The 16041-nt window shown below is 73.6% G+C and carries 8 protein-coding genes; all 8 read left to right on the top strand.

Annotated features, from left to right (window positions below; all coding sequences use genetic code 11):
• The first annotated feature begins 39 nt into the window (after positions 1-39).
• The 8 genes from ACIRF9_RS00195 (at position 40) to ACIRF9_RS00160 (ending at position 15946) form a co-directional block, all read left to right on the top strand.
• Positions 40-3900 carry an FHA domain-containing protein gene (locus tag ACIRF9_RS00195; protein WP_403816029.1) on the top strand — a complete coding sequence of 1287 codons (3861 nt, stop codon included), beginning with the start codon at positions 40-42 and terminating at the stop codon, positions 3898-3900.
• Between the two features lie 215 nt (positions 3901-4115).
• A complete protein-coding gene (locus ACIRF9_RS00190) occupies positions 4116-5498 on the top strand; it encodes an ABC transporter substrate-binding protein (RefSeq protein ID WP_403813968.1) in 1383 nt (460 codons plus the stop codon).
• A gap of 7 nt (positions 5499-5505) precedes the next feature.
• Positions 5506-6846 (top strand): carbohydrate ABC transporter permease, encoded by a 1341-nt coding sequence (locus ACIRF9_RS00185; protein ID WP_403813965.1) that lies wholly within the window; start codon positions 5506-5508, stop codon positions 6844-6846.
• A complete protein-coding gene (locus ACIRF9_RS00180) occupies positions 6843-7694 on the top strand; it encodes a carbohydrate ABC transporter permease (RefSeq protein ID WP_403813962.1) in 852 nt (283 codons plus the stop codon). The genes ACIRF9_RS00185 and ACIRF9_RS00180 overlap by 4 nt, the downstream gene beginning before the upstream one ends.
• 153 nt (positions 7695-7847) lie before the next feature.
• The gene (locus tag ACIRF9_RS00175) at positions 7848-10103 is read left to right on the top strand and encodes a CDP-glycerol glycerophosphotransferase family protein (protein WP_403813959.1); all 2256 of its coding nucleotides are present in this window, start codon (positions 7848-7850) and stop codon (positions 10101-10103) included.
• Positions 10104-10154: 51 nt separating this feature from the next.
• Positions 10155-12359 carry a CDP-glycerol glycerophosphotransferase family protein gene (locus ACIRF9_RS00170; protein WP_403813956.1) on the top strand — a complete coding sequence of 735 codons (2205 nt, stop codon included), beginning with the start codon at positions 10155-10157 and terminating at the stop codon, positions 12357-12359.
• Positions 12360-12367: 8 nt separating this feature from the next.
• Complete coding sequence (locus tag ACIRF9_RS00165; protein WP_403813953.1) at positions 12368-14584, top strand: CDP-glycerol glycerophosphotransferase family protein; 2217 nt, start codon at positions 12368-12370, stop codon at positions 14582-14584.
• A 60-nt stretch (positions 14585-14644) separates the two neighbouring features.
• The gene (locus ACIRF9_RS00160) at positions 14645-15946 is read left to right on the top strand and encodes a hypothetical protein (RefSeq protein ID WP_403813951.1); all 1302 of its coding nucleotides are present in this window, start codon (positions 14645-14647) and stop codon (positions 15944-15946) included.
• Positions 15947-16041 lie beyond the last annotated feature (95 nt).

The following is a 16041-nucleotide window of genomic DNA, read 5'->3' as shown; positions in this document are numbered from 1 at the left end:
GGGAAGTCCGCGCCCGCGCAGAAGGGACCGCTGACGGCGATGCAGATCCGGCTGACCGTCGTAGACCCGCTGGGCCCGCATGCCGACGCACGCGGGCGCGCCCCGAGCTGCGACGTCCTGGTCACGGCGCCGGCCGGCACGGCCCTGGCCGCGGTGGCGTCCGCCCTGGCCGCGGCGGTCTCCGGCGAGAGCGCGGGCGGCGCGTCCGTCGTCCTGTACGCGGGCGCGGAGCGGCTCGACACCCAGCGCTGCACCCTCGGCGAGCCCCCGCTGATCGACGGCGCCGTGCTGTCCGTGGGCGCCCCGGACGACCCCGAGCCGCATCCCGAGGTCGACGACGCCCCGGCCCGGCTGCACGTGGTCGCGGGTCCGGACGCGGGCGGGGTGCATCTGCTGCACGGCGGTCAGGTCCGCGTCGGCCGCTCCGCCGAGGCCGACGTCCCGCTCGACGACCCGGACGTCTCCCGTCTGCACTGCGCGGTGACGCTCTCCCCCGACGGCCGCGCCACGGTCACCGACCTCGGCTCCACCAACGGCACCACGCTGGACGGCACCCGCGTCCAGACCCGCCCCCTGCGCCTCGCCCCCGGCGCGCTGCTGCGGATCGGCGAGTCGGCCCTGCGGCTCGCTCCCCCCGGCGGCCCGGGCGCCCGCGTGGCGACCACCCCGGACGGCGAGGGACACGTGCGGGTGCCGTGCGGCGACACGACGACGGAGTGCGCGGCCCCTTCGGAGACGCGAGGACCGGGCCACCCGGGCGCAGGGCAGACGCGCGGCCCCGTGCGCACGGCGGGTACGGCCGGTTCGGCCGACGGACGCGAGACGGGCGCGGCGGGGCCGGCCCACCCCCGTGGGACGGGTGACGGGCCGGGCACGGCCGCCGGCCGGAGCGGGACGCACGGCTCCGCCCCCGCGCGCGTGCCCGGCACCGGCCTGGACGCCTCCCCCGACGGAGCGGGCACGCCGGGCTCCACCCCCGCGCGCGAGACGAGCGGCGGCCGGGGCGCCGGTGCCGACGGAGCGGCTCACGCACGCGTGCCCGGCGCCCGAGCCGCCGGGTCGGCCGGGGCGGCCGACCCGCGCACCGGACGCCACCCCGCCGACCCGAGCGCGACCACCGCCCGCGCGGGGAGCGACCCCGGCGACCCCGCGCAGCCCCACGGCCCGACCGGCCACACCTACGGCACGGCCGACTGGAGCGGTTCCCCGGCCGTCCGGTCCGAGCGCACCCCCACCCCCGGCGAGACCCCCCTGGTCCCCGGCCAGGCCGCCGCACCGCACATCGAGAACCACCGGGGTACCGGCGAGGCGCGTCCCGCGGACCACCGCACCGCTCCGTCCCCGTTCCCCTCCGGCGGCGCACCCGCCCCGGGCACCCGCTCCCCCGACGACACCCACGCGGGCCGCACCGGCGTGGGCCCCTTCGGGCCGACGTACACCGACGAGCCGGACGGCGGCGAGCCCCACGACGGCGTCCGGGGCCCGCGCACCGCGCCCGCCGCCCGGCCCGGCTCCGGCCCCGCACAGCACCCCCGGACCCCGCACCACCCGCAGGGCCCTCACGGCTCCTCCCCCGCCGACCCCGACGGCGCTTCTCCCGCGTCCCCCGCCTCCTCCCGCCGCAAAGGCACCCCCCTGCGCGGCACCGACATCCCGCCCGGCGTGCGCAAACGCGGCGGCCTGTCCGCCTGGGCGCGACGGCTGGCCGGCGGGCGCGGCGGCGCCGAGGACGGGTCGGACGTCCACGACCACGCGCCCGGAGCGAAGACGGAGCCCTCTGCCCTGCCCGCGCCCGCCCCGGAGACCTGGCCGGACCCCGCGGCGCTGCTGCTGACGGCCCTGGCCCCGGGCCCCCGGCTGTGGGAGCGCGGCCCGGGTCACCCGGAGGCGCTCACGGTCCGGCTCGGCACCGCGGACCGGGCGGCCCCCGACGGCTCCGGCCTGCTGCCCGCCGTACCGGTGACCGCCGGCCTGCGCGAGGCGGGGGCGCTGGGCCTGGCCGGGCCGCGCCCGCGCCTGTCGGGGCTGGCCCGCGCGGTGCTGGCCCAGCTCGCCGCGCTGCACTCGCCGGACGCCCTGGAGATCGTCCTGATCAGCACGGACCGCGCGCGCGGCGAGCAGGAGCGCACCGCCGAGTGGTCCTGGCTCGGCTGGCTGCCCCATCTGCGTCCGGGCCACGGGCAGGACTGCCGTCTCCTCCTCGCCTACGACCACGACCAGGCCGCGGCCCGCACCGACGAGCTGCTGCGGCGCCTGGAGGACCACCCGGCGGCCGGCGCCCCGGCGCCCCGCACGGCCCACCGCCCGTCCTGGGCCCGCGCCGACGACGGTGACGGCTTCCCCGGCCCCTGCACGGTGGTCGTCGTGGACGGCGACCCGGGCGGCGCCGACCTGCGGGAAGCGGTCACCCGGCTGGCGGTGGCGGGACCGCGGGCCGGCATCCATGTGCTGTGTCTGGCCGAGACGCCCGCCGCGTCCCCGGCCGCGCCGGTGACTCAGACGTACGAGGCGGCCTGCGCGGCGGCGCCCGCGTTCCGTGCGTGTGGGGCGGTCGCGCTGCTCAGCGGGGACGTGGCGACGGCGCTGCGGCTGTTCCGGGTCGCGCCGGAGGGCGACGGCAGGTCCGGCCCGGTGGGCCCGGGCACGCTCGCCGCGGTGGACGCGGTCTCCCTCGCCTGGGCCGAGCGCTTCGCGCGCGCCCTGGCGCCGCTGCGCCCCGACGGCGGCGGTGAGCGGCACCCGCGGGTGTCGGCGCCGCTGCCCCCGTCGGCCCGTCTCCTCGACGAGCTGGGTCTCGCCCGTGCCACGCCGGCCTCCCTGATGGCCCGCTGGGCGGACGCGGCCGACGACCCCGAGGCGCTCGGCGGCCGGGCCTGGGCCGTCCTGGGCGCCGGTCCGCGCGGGCCGGTCTCCGTGGACCTCTCCGCCGAGGGCCCCCATCTGCTCATCGAGGGGCCGACCGGCAGCGGTCGTACGGAGCTGCTGCGGGCGGTCGTCGCCTCGCTGGCCGCCGCCGAGCGGCCGGACCGGCTGAGCGTGCTGCTGCTGGACGGCCGCGACACCGTCGGCAAGGGCACCGGCGGCCCCGGCGACGGTCTGCGCGTGTGTACGGACCTCCCGCATGTCACCGGTCATCTGACGGCCAACGACCCGGTCCGCATGCGGGAGTTCGCCCAGTCCCTGAGCGCCGAGCTGAAGCGGCGGGCCGAGTTGGTCGGTCGGTCCGACTTCGCCGAGTGGCACACGCACCGCGCGGTCTCCGGCCGTATCGTCGCGCAGCGGACCCCGAAGACCCCGCCGCCCGCGGGGGCCGGCGCCGCCGACCTCGACGCCCCGCCCAGCTCCACCCTCCGGCTGCGGCCCTCGGCCGCCGCCCGCCGGGAGGCCGAGCCGCCGGCGCCGCTGCCCCGTCTCGTGGTGGTCGTCGACGACCTCGACGCCCTCGTCTCCCCCGCCCTCGGCTCTCCGGGCCGGCCCGCCGCCGGGTCCGTCATGCGCGCGCTGGAGGCGGTGGCCCGGGAGGGCGAGCGGCTGGGTGTGCACCTGGTGGCGGCCACGGGTCCGGACGGCCGTGCGGCGGAGTCGGAACCGGCCCGCCGTTCCACCGTTCGGATCAGTCTCGACGCCCCGGGTTCGGGCGCCGACGAACCGGCCCCCGGCCGGGGCCGTCTCAAGGGCGCGGACGGCCGCCTCACCCCCTTCCAGGGCGGCCGTGTCACGGGCCGCATCCCCCGCACGGCCACCCTGCGCCCCACGGTGGTCCCGCTGGAATGGCAGCGCATGGGCGACCCGCCCACCCGCAGGCCGGTCCGCGAACTGGGCAACGGCCCGACGGACCTGGCCCTTTTGGCCAGCGCCCTGGAACGAGCCTCGCGGCAGCTCAGCCCGTCCGGCGTTTGAGGACGAGGCCCGTTCAGGGCCGACAGCGGGGGTCCGGGGGCGGCAGCCTCCGGCGCCACGCCCGCACGAAGAAGCGTGCACCCTGCAGTCACGACGCGGTATCGATAGCTCGGTTGACAGCGCAGGCGCTCTTGCCGACCCCTGGCACCCGGCGTAGACCAGAGGCCACGGGACAGCGCTCGAACGTTCGATGAGGAACGAAGAACGGGGCAGTGATGCGCAGGACGAGCAGCACCATCCGGACACGCAGGACCGTGAAGGCGGCCGCCACGCTGCTGGCGGGAGCGCTCGCGCTCTCGCTCACCGCGTGCGGCGGCGACGACGACAAGAGCAGCGGAAACGGGAGCGGCACCGGCACCGAGGACTCCGGCAGCACCCTCACCCTCCCCAAACTCGACGGCACGACCCTGGAGGTCGCGGCCGTCTGGACCGGCACCGAGCAGGCGAACTTCAAGAAGGTCCTCGCCGAGTTCGAGGACCGCACCGGCGCGAAGATCACCTTCGTGCCCGCACAGGACCCGATCATCAACTTCCTCGGGTCGAAGATCGCGGGCGGCTCACCGCCGGACGTGGCGATGCTGCCGCAGCCCGGCGCCATCAAACAGGCCGTCGACAAGGGCTGGGCCAAGCCGCTGGGCGCCGAGGCCCAGGCGGAGCTCGCCAAGAACTACTCGCAGGGCTGGCAGGACATCGGGAAGGTGGACGGCAAGCAGTACGGCGTCTACTACAAGGCCGCCAACAAGTCGCTGATCTGGTACAACGCCACGGTCTTCGAGAACGCGGGCGCGAGCGAACCCAAGACGTGGAAGGACCTGCTGACCACCGCTCAGACGGTGTACGACTCCGGTGTCACGCCGTTCTCGATCGGCGGCGCCGACGGCTGGACCCTCACCGACTGGTTCGAGAACGTCTACCTCTCCCAGGCGGGCCCTCAGAAGTACGACCAGCTCGCCCAGCACGAGATCAAGTGGACGGATCCCTCCGTGACGCAGGCCCTGACCACCCTCGCCCAGATCTGGGGCAAGCAGGACTGGATCGCGGGCGGCGCGAGCGGCGCGCTCCAGACGGAGTTCCCGGCCTCGGTGACCCAGACCTTCACCGGCGGCGACCAGCCGAAGGCGGCCATGGTCTACGAGGGCGACTTCGTGCAGGTCAACATCGCCGACACCAAGGCGAAGGTGGGCACGCAGGCCAAGGTGTTCCCGTTCCCGTCGGCCGGCGGCACCGCTCCGGTGGTCTCCGGTGGTGACGCGGCGGTGATCCTGAAGGACTCCAAGGGCGCGCAGGCGCTGGCGACCTTCCTCGCCTCGCCGGACGCGGCGACCATCCAGGCGAAGCTCGGCGGCTACCTCTCGCCGAACAAGAACGTGGACATCTCCTCGTATCCGAACGACGTGCAGCGCAGGATCGCCGAGGCGCTGATCGCGTCCGGCGACGACTTCCGCTTCGACATGTCCGACCAGGCCCCGCAGGCCTTCGGCGGTACGCCCGGCAAGGGCGAGTGGAAGGACCTGCAGGACTTCCTGAAGAACCCGTCGGACGTGGCCGGCATCCAGAAGAAGCTGGAGTCGGACGCGGCGGCGGCGTACGGGAACTGACCCGGCGATGAAGTCGGCAACGGCGGGGGCTCCGGTAGCCCTCGCCCCTCCGCGCCCGCGCAAGAGCGTGACCGGCACCCGCAGGACCGTGGCGGCGCTGTTCCTGCTGCCCGCCCTGCTGCTGCTCGGCGCGCTCGTGGTCTACCCGATCGGGTACTCGGTCGTGCGCAGTTTCTACGACCAGTCCGGCGACGGTTTCGCCGGCGTCGACAACTACAAGGCCCTCTTCACGGACGACGGCATCCGCGCGGCCCTGAAGAACAACGTGATCTGGGTGGTGTTCGCGCCGACGGTCGCGACCGCGCTCGGTCTGATCTTCGCGGTGCTGACCGAGCGGGTGCGCTGGGGTACGGCGTTCAAGCTGGTCGTCTTCATGCCGATGGCGATCTCGATGCTCGCCGCCGGCATCATCTTCCGGCTGGTCTACGACCAGGACCCGGACAAGGGCGTGGCGAACGCGGTGTGGGTGGGCGTGCACGACACGTTCGCGCAGGCGTCCGCGTTCCCGAAGGCCCACCCGGGCCGGGAGTCGCCGCTCGTGGCGCAGGGCGGCGGTTACGTCACCAAGGCGCCCGTGCGCATGGGTGACATGGTGGCGCTTCCCCTGGTGGGCGTCGCCCCCGACCAGCTGCCCGACGACGCCAAGAGGGCCGTGAAGCCCCTGCCCGAACTCGGGAAGATCACCGGCGTCACCTGGCAGGACTTCACCCGCGGCAAGGGCGTCGGCACCCTCGGCGCCCCGGACCCCTCCGAGCTGGGCTATGCCGGGATGAAGATCGAGGCGGTCAAGGACGGCAAGGTGGTCGCCTCGACGAAGGCCGCCGACGACGGCACCTTCACGCTGCCGGACACGGCGGACGGAGCCCAACTGCGGCTGCCCGCGAGCAACTTCAAGGAGCCGTACAACGGCCTGGACTGGCTGGGCCCGTCCCTGGTCACCCCGGCGATCATCGGCTCGTACATCTGGATGTGGGCGGGTTTCGCGATGGTGCTGATCGCGGCCGGACTGGCGGGTGTCCCCCGTGAGCTCCTCGAGGCCGCCCGCGTCGACGGCGCCAACGAGTGGCAGGTGTTCCGCAGGGTCACCGTCCCGCTCCTCGCACCGGTCCTCGCGGTCGTCACGGTCACCCTGATGATCAATGTGCTGAAGGTGTTCGACCTGGTGTTCATCATCGCGCCGGGCTCCTCGCAGGACGACGCGAACGTGCTGGCGCTGGAGCTGTACCGCAAGGGCTTCTCCGAGGACCAGCCGGGTGTCGCGAGCGCGATCGCGGTGTTCCTGCTGCTGCTGGTGATCCCGGTGATGTGGTTCAACGTACGGCGGCTGCGGCGGGAGGTGCGGCGATGACGACGGCGGGCAGGTGGCTGATCGAGAAGCTCAACAGCGGTCTGGTCCGCGCGTTCCTCATGGTCGTGGGTCTGTTCTGGCTGGTGCCGACCATCGGCCTGCTCATCTCCTCGCTCCGCTCCCCGGAGGACATGAGCGCGAGCGGCTGGTGGAAGGTGTTCTCCCAGCCTTCCCAACTCACCTTCGACAGCTACCAGAAGCTCCTGGAGAACGGCGACATCACCGACTCGCTCGTCAACACGGTGCTGATCACCGTCCCGGCGACGGTCCTGGTCGTCGCCGTCGGCTCGCTCGCCGGATACGCCTTCGCGTGGATGGAGTTCCCGGGCCGCGACTGGTGGTTCCTGGCGGTCGTGGGGCTGTTGGTGGTGCCCGTGCAGGTGGCGCTGATCCCGATCGCCGAACTCTTCGGCAGGATCGGCCTGTTCGGTTCGGTGTTCGGGGTGATCCTGTTCCACGTCGGCTTCGGTCTGCCGTTCGCGGTGTTCCTGCTGCGGAACTTCTTCGCGGAGATCCCCCGCGAACTGCTGGAGGCGGCCCGGCTGGACGGGGCGGGTGAACTGCGGCTGTTCTTCCGGGTCGTGATGCCACTGGGCGGTCCGGCGATCGCGAGCCTGGCCATCTTCCAGTTCCTGTGGGTGTGGAACGACATGCTGGTGGCGCTGGTCTTCACCAACGCCGACAGCCAGCCGATCACGGTCGCCCTGCAGACGCAGGTGCGGCAGTTCGGCAACAACATCGACGTGCTGGCGCCCGGCGCGTTCATCTCGATGGTGATCCCGCTGGCCGTGTTCTTCGCGTTCCAGCGGCAGTTCGTGTCCGGTGTGATGGCCGGCGCGGTCAAATAGCCCGGGGAACAACGAACCCGAGGGGGTGGGACGTCACGGTCCCGCCCCCTTTCGTTCACCCGAAATCCCCCGAATGCCGTACGAACCGTAACTTCATCACTCCATTGGCCGTTCCCGGGCAAGGCCCTGCCCGCGCCGACCCATGGATGTCCCTTGCCCAGGTTCAGTGTCATCGTCCCCGCGTACAAGGTTCAGGCGTACCTGCACGAGTGCCTCGAATCGGTGCTGTCCCAGTCGTGGACCGATCTCGAACTGATCGCCGTCGACGACCGTTCGCCGGACTCCTGCGGCGAGATCATCGACGAGTTCGCCGCCCTCGATCCGCGGGTGCGGGCGGTGCACCTGCCGGAGAACGTGGGTCTGGGCCGGGCCCGCAACGCCGGGATGCGGGTGGCGAGCGGAGACTACCTGCTGTTCCTGGACTCCGACGACACGCTCACCCCGCACGCGCTGCGCGCGATCGCCGAGCGTCTGAAGGAGACGGGCGAGCCGGACGTCCTGGTCTACGACTACGCGCGCACGTACTGGGACGGCCGGGCGGAACGCAACCAGCGGGCGGCGCTGCTGAGCGAGCAGGGGTCGGCGCCGTTCCGTCTGGAGGACCGGCCGGGCCTGTTCCGGGTGCTGATGGTGGCGTGGAACAAGGCGTGCCGGCGGGAGTTCGTCCAGCGGGTGGGCCTGACGTTCCCGCCGGGCTACTACGAGGACACCCCGTGGACGTACCCGGCGCTGATGGCGGCCGACTCGATCGCGACGCTCGACCGGGTCTGTGTGCACTACCGCCAGCGCCGGCAGGGCAACATCCTGTCCACGACGAGCCGTCGGCACTTCGACGTGTTCGAGCAGTACGACCGGGTCTTCGCGTTCCTCGAAGAGCGCCCCGAACTCGCCCGGTGGCGGCCGGTGCTGTTCCGCCGCATGGTCGACCACTTCACGACGGTCTTCACCCGGCGGGACCGGCTGCCGCGCGGCTCGCGCGCCGAGTTCCTGCGCAGGGCCCGCGCCCACTACCGCCGTCACCGCACCCCGGGCAGCACGGTCCCCCTGCGTTCCCGGCTGCGCCACGCGCTGGTCCACCTGGGCCTGCACCGCACCTACCGGGCGCTCCAGGCGGGCATGACACTGCGCCGCCGCGCCCTGAAGCTCGGTGTGAAGCTGGCCCGGGCCCTGCGGGCGGCCCTGCTCCAGGCGCACTACCGCGTCCAGCTGCGGTTGCCGCTGCGTGCCGACCGCGCGGTGTTCGGGGCGTACTGGGGGCGCGGGCACGGCTGCAACCCGGGCGCGCTGGAGGCCGCGTTCCGCACGTTCGCGCCGCAGGTGCGCACCGCCTGGATCGCCCGCCCCGAGCACCGGCAGGCCGTCCCGCCGGGCCCACGGCACCTCGTCCCCGGCACGGCCGCCTACTGGACGGCGCTGGCCCGCTCCAAGTACCTCGTCAACAACGTCAACTTCGACCGCCGGCTGGTGAAGCGGCGCGGCCAGGTCTTCGTCCAGACCCAGCACGGCACGCCCCTCAAGCACATGGGTCTCGACCTCCTGGAGCACCCGGCGGCCGCCCGTGACATGGACTTCGAGGAGCTGCTGCGCGGCGTCGACAAGTGGGACTACCTCCTGTCCGCCAACCGGCACACCACCCTGACCTGGGAGCGCGTCTATCCCGGGAGCTACCGGACCCTCGAGTACGGCTATCCGCGCAACGACGTCTTCCAGCGGGCGACCTCGGCGGACGTGGCCCGGCTGCGCGAGTCCCTGGGCATCCCCCGCGACACGGTCGCGGTCCTGTACGCCCCCACCCACCGCGACTACCGCCGCACCCAGCGCGCGGCCCTGGACCTGGAGCGCGTCGTGCGCCGGCTGGGGCCGCGCTTCGTGATCCTGGCCCGCGCCCACTACTGGCAGGACACCGCCCTCACGCGCCGGACGCCCGGGGTCATCGACGTCGGCGACCATCCCGGTGTCGAGTCCCTCTGTCTGGCCTCGGACGTCCTGGTCACCGACTACTCGTCGATCATGTTCGACTACGCCAACCTGGACCGCCCGATCGTCGTCCACGTCCCCGACGACGACTGGGCGGCGTACCGGGCGGCCCGCGGCACCTACTTCGACCTGCGCGCCTTCCCGCCGGGCGCGATCGCCCGCAGCGAGGACGAGCTGATCGACATCTTCGTCACCGGCCACTGGCGCGGCTCCCGCTCCGCCCAGCTGCGCGCCGCGTTCCGCGAGCGGTTCTGCCCGTACGACGACGGACACGCCGCCGAGCGGGTCGTACGGCATGTCGTGCTGGGCGAGCCCGACGTACCGGCGGTGGTGCCGCTCGCCGAGCGGCGGCCGGCGCCGCCCGCGGGGCAGCCCCCGCTGGGCGCGGTGCCACAGCCGTCCGGTGCGCTCCCCGTCACCGACAGCCGCTGACCACCGTTGAACACCGCTGTAAGCGACACGGATCCACGGAGAAAGAGCAGTATGCCCCGCTTCAGCATCATCGTCCCGTCCCACGGGGTCGCCGGCCGGCTGTCCCTGGCGCTGGACTCCGTCCTCGCCCAGTCCTTCGGCGACTTCGAGCTGATCCCGGTGTGCGACGCGCCCGGCACGCCGGCCGCCGCCCTCGCCGCCGGGTACGCGGAACGGGACTCGCGGGTGACGCCGGTGCACTCGCCGCCGTCGGCGGGCCTGGCCGGGGCGCGCAACACCGGGATGCGGGCGGCGCACGGCGTGTATCTGCTGTTCCTCGACGGCGACGACACCCTCGTCCCGGGCGCCCTGGCCGCCCTGGACGCCCGCCTCACCGCGACCGGGGACGTGGACGTCCTGTACTTCGAGCACGAGCGGACGCCGTGGTGGGAGGGGGAGCCGACCAACCCGGCGGCCCCGCTGCTGGCGAAGACCCCGAGGGGTGCCTTCGCCCCGGCCGAGGCCCCCCAGGTCACCGGGGTGCGGCTGCCCGCCTGGAGCGCCGCCTACCGCCGCGCCTTCCTCACCGAGCACCGGCTGGCCTTCCCCGACGGCCACTTCACCGACGTCGGCTTCGGCGGCCTGGTCACCCTGCGGGCCGGCCGGGTCGCGGCCCTGCGCTCCGTCGTCGTACGGCATCTGCTGCGCCGGCAGGGCAGCCGGCTCAACCTGCCGGGCGAGCACCACGCCGAACTGCTGGACCGGGCCGAACTGGTGCTGACCGGGGCGGCCGAACTCGGCCTGTCCGCCGACCGGTCGGGCCCGCTGTTCGAGCAGCTCTTCGGCCTCGTCCTCAAGACGGCCGCGCACCCCGCGCGGCTGCCGGGCCGTCGTCGCCGGGCCTTCTTCCGCCGTGCGGGCAAGCTGTACCGCCGGCACCGGCCGGCGGGTTTTCGCGGGCCGGGCGGGAGTCTCGGGGTGCAGCACCGGCTCCTGTCGGCGGGGGCGTACACCGCGTTCCGTGCGCTGCGGGGCGCGAACCGGAAGGCGTCGGCCGCCGCCCAGCGCGTCCCGCGCCCCCGGGGGCTGCGCACGCGCCTGTTCTACCGGCGCCAGCTGCGCCGCCGTATCGATCCGAACCTCGCGGTGTACTGCGCCTACTGGGGCCGCGGATACGCCTGCAACCCGGCCGCGATCCACGCCAAGGCCGCCGAACTCGCCCCGCACGTCCGCTCGGTGTTCCTCGTCGAGCCCGACCAGGCACACGCGATGCCGAAGGGCGTCGATCACGCGGTCATCGGCAGCCGCCGCTCCTGGCAGGTCCTGGCCCGCGCCAAGTACCTCGTCAACAACGCCAACTTCGCGGAGGGCGTGGTCAAGCGGCAGGGCAGTGTGCATGTGCAGACGCAGCACGGAACGCCGCTGAAGAGGATGGGCGTCGACCAGTCGACGTACCCGGTGGTGGCGGCCGCGACCGGCTCCTTCACCAAGCTGCTCGGGCGCGTGGACCGCTGGGACTACAACCTGTCCTCCAACACCCACTCCACGCAGATGTGGGAGCGGGCCTTCCCCGGCCGGTACGAGCACCTCGAGTACGGCTATCCGCGCAACGACGTCTTCTACACGGCGACCGCCGAGGACGTCACCCGGATCCGGCGCGAGCTGGGCGTCCCGGAGGGCAGCACCGCCGTCCTGTACGCGCCCACGCACCGCGACCACCGGACCGGCTTCGAGACCGGCCTGGACCTGGAGGCGTTCTGCGAGGCGGCCGGCGAGGACGTCGTCGTCCTGCTGCGCGCCCACTACTTCTACGACCGGGGCCCCGCCCGGGGAACCGGCCGGATCATCGACGTCACCGGCCACCGCTCCTCCGAGGACGTCTGCCTGGCCGCCGACGCGCTGGTCACCGACTACTCGTCGATCATGTTCGACTACGCCAACCTGGACCGCCCGATCGTCGTGTACGCCGACGACTGGGACGTCTACACCGAGACGCGGGGCGTGTACTTCGACCTGATGGCGCAGCCGCCGGGACCGGTGGCCCGGACGCCGGAGGAACTGGCGCGCGTGTTCCGCGACGGCTCCTACGCCTCCCCCGCCTCCGAGGAGCTGCGGGCCGCCTTCCGGGCCCGTTTCTGCCAGTTCGACGACGGCCGGGCCGCCGAGCGCGTGGTGCGCCGGGTGCTGCTCGGCGAGCCCCCGGAGGCGATCGAGCCCGTGCTGCCGCTCGCCGAGCGCGTCCCGGCCCCCGCCGCCTCCACCCTCGTAAGGAGCTGACCCCCGCAGTGCCCCGCTTCAGCATCATCGTCCCCTGTTTCAAGGTGCAGGGGTTCCTGCGCGAGTGTCTCGACTCGCTCCTGGATCAGTCGTACCGGGACTTCGAGGTGATCGCCGTCGACGACCGGTCGCCCGACGGCTGCGGCGCGATCCTCGACGAGTTCGCGGCCCGCGACGACCGGGTCCGGGTGCTGCACCTGCCGGAGAACGTCGGCCTCGGCCGCGCCCGCAACGCCGGGATGCCCCACGCCGGCGGCGACTACCTGTTCTTCCTCGACAGCGACGACACGCTCACCCCGGGCGCCCTGCGCGCGATGGCCGACCGGCTGGCCGAGTCCGACGACCCGGACGTCCTGGTCTTCGACTACGCGCGCACGTACTGGTGGGGCGGCACCCGCCGCAACGCCCTCGCGCACATCCTCACGGAGGTCGGCGACGACACCTTCACCGCCGCCGCACACCCCGAGATCCTCGACCTGCTGATGGTCGTGTGGAACAAGGTGTACCGGCGGGACTTCGTCGAGAAGAACGGCTTCGCCTTCCCGCCCGGCTACTACGAGGACACCCCCTGGACGTTCCCGGTCATGCTCAGCGCGGACCGGATCGCGACGCTGGACCGGATCTGTCTGAACTACCGCCAGCGCCGCCAGGGCAACATCCTGTCCACCACCAGCCGCAAGCACTTCGACATCCACGACCAGTACGAGCGGGTCTTCGCCTTCGTCGGCTCCCGCCCCGAACTGGCGGACTGGTCGCCCTATCTGCACCGCAAGATGGGCGAGCACTGCCTGGACATCCTCGCCAAGCCGGACCGGCTGCCGCCGTCGGACAAGGGCGAGTTCTTCCGCCGCACGGCCGCGATGTTCCGCGCCCACCGGCCCGACGGGGAGCCCGTCCCTGCCGAGCTGCGGGTCCTGGAGGGCGGTTACGCGGCCTATCGGCTCAAGCGGCAGGCCGGCCGCGTCGGCCACGAGGCGGCCCGCCGGGCCGGCCTGGTGCGCCGGGCGGCCGGGGACCGCGCACGGCGGGCGCAGGACGGGATGCGGGCGCTGCGGGCGCCGGATCCGCGGCTCGTCGTGTACTCGGCGTTCTCGCACCGGGGCGTGCTCGGCGATCCGGGGGCCGTCTACCGCAAGGCCCGGGAGATCGCGCCGCAGCTGCGCGGGGTGTGGGTGGTGCGCGACGAGGAGACGGCCGCGCGGCTTCCCGAGGGCGTCGAGCACGTGCTCCTGGACTCCCCCGAGTACCGCCGGGTGACCGCGCGGGCCGGTTTCTTCGTCAACAACGTCAACTGGCCGGGCACCCTGGTCAAACGCCCGGGCAGTGTGCACATCCACACCCATCAGGGCACCCCGCTGAAGTACATGGCCGCCGATCTGCTGGCCAAGCCGGGGGCCCGGTTCGGCGTCGACGTGCCGCAGATGCTGCGTCGCGCCGACCGCTGGGACCACAGCCTGGTCGCCAACCGGCACTCGGAGCTGGTGTGGGAGCGGGCGTACCCGTGCCACTTCGCGTCGGCGCGGACCGGCAGCCCGCGCAACGACGTGCTGGTCGGCGCCGGCCCGCAGACGGGTGCGGCGGTCCGTGCCCGGCTGGGCATCCCGGCCGGGCACACGGTCGTGCTGTACGCGCCGACCCGGCGGGAGTACGTCCGTGGGGGGCACGTCGACCGGATCGACCTGGCCCGGTTCGCCGCCGACCTCGGCGAGAACCACACCCTCGTGGTGCGTCTGCACCCGTCCCTGGCGACCGGGCACGCGCGCGGGATGGGCCTGTCGGACCTGCACCGGCGCGGTGTGCTCGTCGACGCGACCGACGAGCCGCACGTCGAGGACGTCATGCTCGCCTCGGACGTCCTGGTCACCGACTACTCGGCCCTGATGTTCGACTACGCCAACCTGGACCGCCCGATCGTCGTGCACGCCGACGACTTCAGCGCGTACACGGCGAGCCGGGGCGTCTACTTCGACATCACCGCCGAGGCACCCGGCCATGTCGCGCGCAGCTACCGCGAACTGGCCTGGCTGCTGGCCTCCGGCAGCTGGCGGGACGAGGACTCCACCCGGCTGCGGGCGGACTTCCGGGCCCGGTTCTGCGAGTACGACGACGGGCGCGCCGCCGAGCGGGTCGTACGGCGGCTGCTGCTGGGCGAGGAGTTCCCGGACGTCGCTCCGGTGCGGGTGCCCGCTCCGGGCGCGGCGCACGAGGAGCTCGCGTCGACCTGAGCGCACGGCGGGCGTGATAGTCCAGATGTCGTGAAATTCCCAGATGTCACGAAAGTTCGGATGCGGTCTCGCGCCTGGGTGCTGGTCCTGGCCGCCGTGTTCGCGGTGCTCCAGCTCGCGAACGTCACCGGCCGGGACACCCCGGACACCAAGAACTACCTGTCGTACGCGCTGAGTCTGCGCGGGGAGGACAAACGGGAGGCGGCGGCCGCGACCATCGACTACGCCTGCCGGGGCGGCGCCTCGATCGCGGCCCGGCGGCAGAGCGTGGACGTGGTCCGCTTCCATGCGCCGGATCCCACCCGCCGGGTGCTGGCCGAGTGCCGGGAGCGGGAGTGGCGCAACGTCGGGGCGCGGCTGGGGGCGGGACAGACCGGCGGGCACACGGTGCCGTTCATGCCGGAGCGCTTCATGCGGATCTTCGAGGCGCGGCCCGGGTATCCGGTGTTCCTGCTGCCGTTCCTCGCGCTGTTCGGGGTGACGTGGGGACTGTGGCTGGCGGGTGTCGCGGTGACAGTGGCGGGCGGGGTGCTGGTCTTCCTGGTGCTGCGCACCCTGCGCGCGCCGGCCCCGGTGTGTCTGACCGGGCAGGCCCTGTACTACGTGCTGCCGTGCGGCACGACCGCGATGCGCCCGATGACCGAGGGGCTGATGCTGACGCTGACACTGGCCGCGGTGTGGGGGTGTGCGCTGGCCCTGGAGGGGGACGGCGACGGGCGGCGGGTGTGGGCGGGTGCGCGGCTCGTCGGGGGGTCGCTGGCCGCGCTGTTCACGGTCAAGCACTCGCAGGCGCTGTTCCTCGGGTTGTGTCTGGCGGGCGCGGGGGCGCTGGTCCTCGTACGGCGACGGCGGGCCGGGCGGGTGCCGGGGCGCGGGCCGGTCGTGGTGACGGCGGTGGGCTGCTGCGGGGTGCTGGGGACCCTGCTGCTGGCCCGGCTGCTGCACCTCCCGTCGGAGTCGGAGAGCATGCAGGATCTGCTGACCCGTCACTTCTCCCGGCCGGACCGCACGCGCGTGTGGCCGGAGTTCCTGCACCTTCAGTTCAACTTCTGGGTGGAGTGGACGCGTCGGCAGGCGTGGGAGCCGCTGTTCCCGGTGGCGCTGGCGGCCGGGGCGTGGGGGGTGCTGCGGGGGCGGCGGGCGGCCGGGGTGTGCGTCGTGGCCGCCGCGTTCACCGGGTTCCTCACCCAGGCCGGGCATCCGGACATCACCATCTGGGGCGACCGGCTGATCGTGCTGGCGTGGCTGCTGCCGGTGCTGGGGCTGCCGCTGCTGCTGGAGTCGGTGCTGCTGCGGGCGCGGATCGTACTGCCGGCGCAGGAGCGGTCCGGTCCGTCCGATCGGGCCCATTCGCGGGGATGACTCCGATCGGGCTCACCCGATGGGGTGACAGTCGGCAAGGCCGTTGATGCGGGCGGGAACATACGGCCAATGCCCCTGATGCTCAACTTTGCCCT

Source organism: Streptomyces sp. NPDC096132 (genome assembly GCF_044763345.1).
GTDB lineage: Bacteria > Actinomycetota > Actinomycetes > Streptomycetales > Streptomycetaceae > Streptomyces.
Note: the sequence above shows the minus strand (reverse complement) of the source record. Positions and strands in the feature narration are given on the sequence as shown.

Excerpts from the sequence above, each read along its gene's own strand:
- ACIRF9_RS00195 (WP_403816029.1), top strand. The coding sequence starts at position 40 with ATGCAGATCCGGCTGACCGTCGTAGACCCGCTGGGCCCGCATGCCGAC.
- ACIRF9_RS00190 (WP_403813968.1), top strand. The coding sequence starts at position 4,116 with ATGCGCAGGACGAGCAGCACCATCCGGACACGCAGGACCGTGAAGGCG.
- ACIRF9_RS00185 (WP_403813965.1), top strand. The coding sequence starts at position 5,506 with ATGAAGTCGGCAACGGCGGGGGCTCCGGTAGCCCTCGCCCCTCCGCGC.
- ACIRF9_RS00180 (WP_403813962.1), top strand. The coding sequence starts at position 6,843 with ATGACGACGGCGGGCAGGTGGCTGATCGAGAAGCTCAACAGCGGTCTG.
- ACIRF9_RS00170 (WP_403813956.1), top strand. The coding sequence starts at position 10,155 with ATGCCCCGCTTCAGCATCATCGTCCCGTCCCACGGGGTCGCCGGCCGG.
- ACIRF9_RS00160 (WP_403813951.1), top strand. The coding sequence starts at position 14,645 with ATGCGGTCTCGCGCCTGGGTGCTGGTCCTGGCCGCCGTGTTCGCGGTG.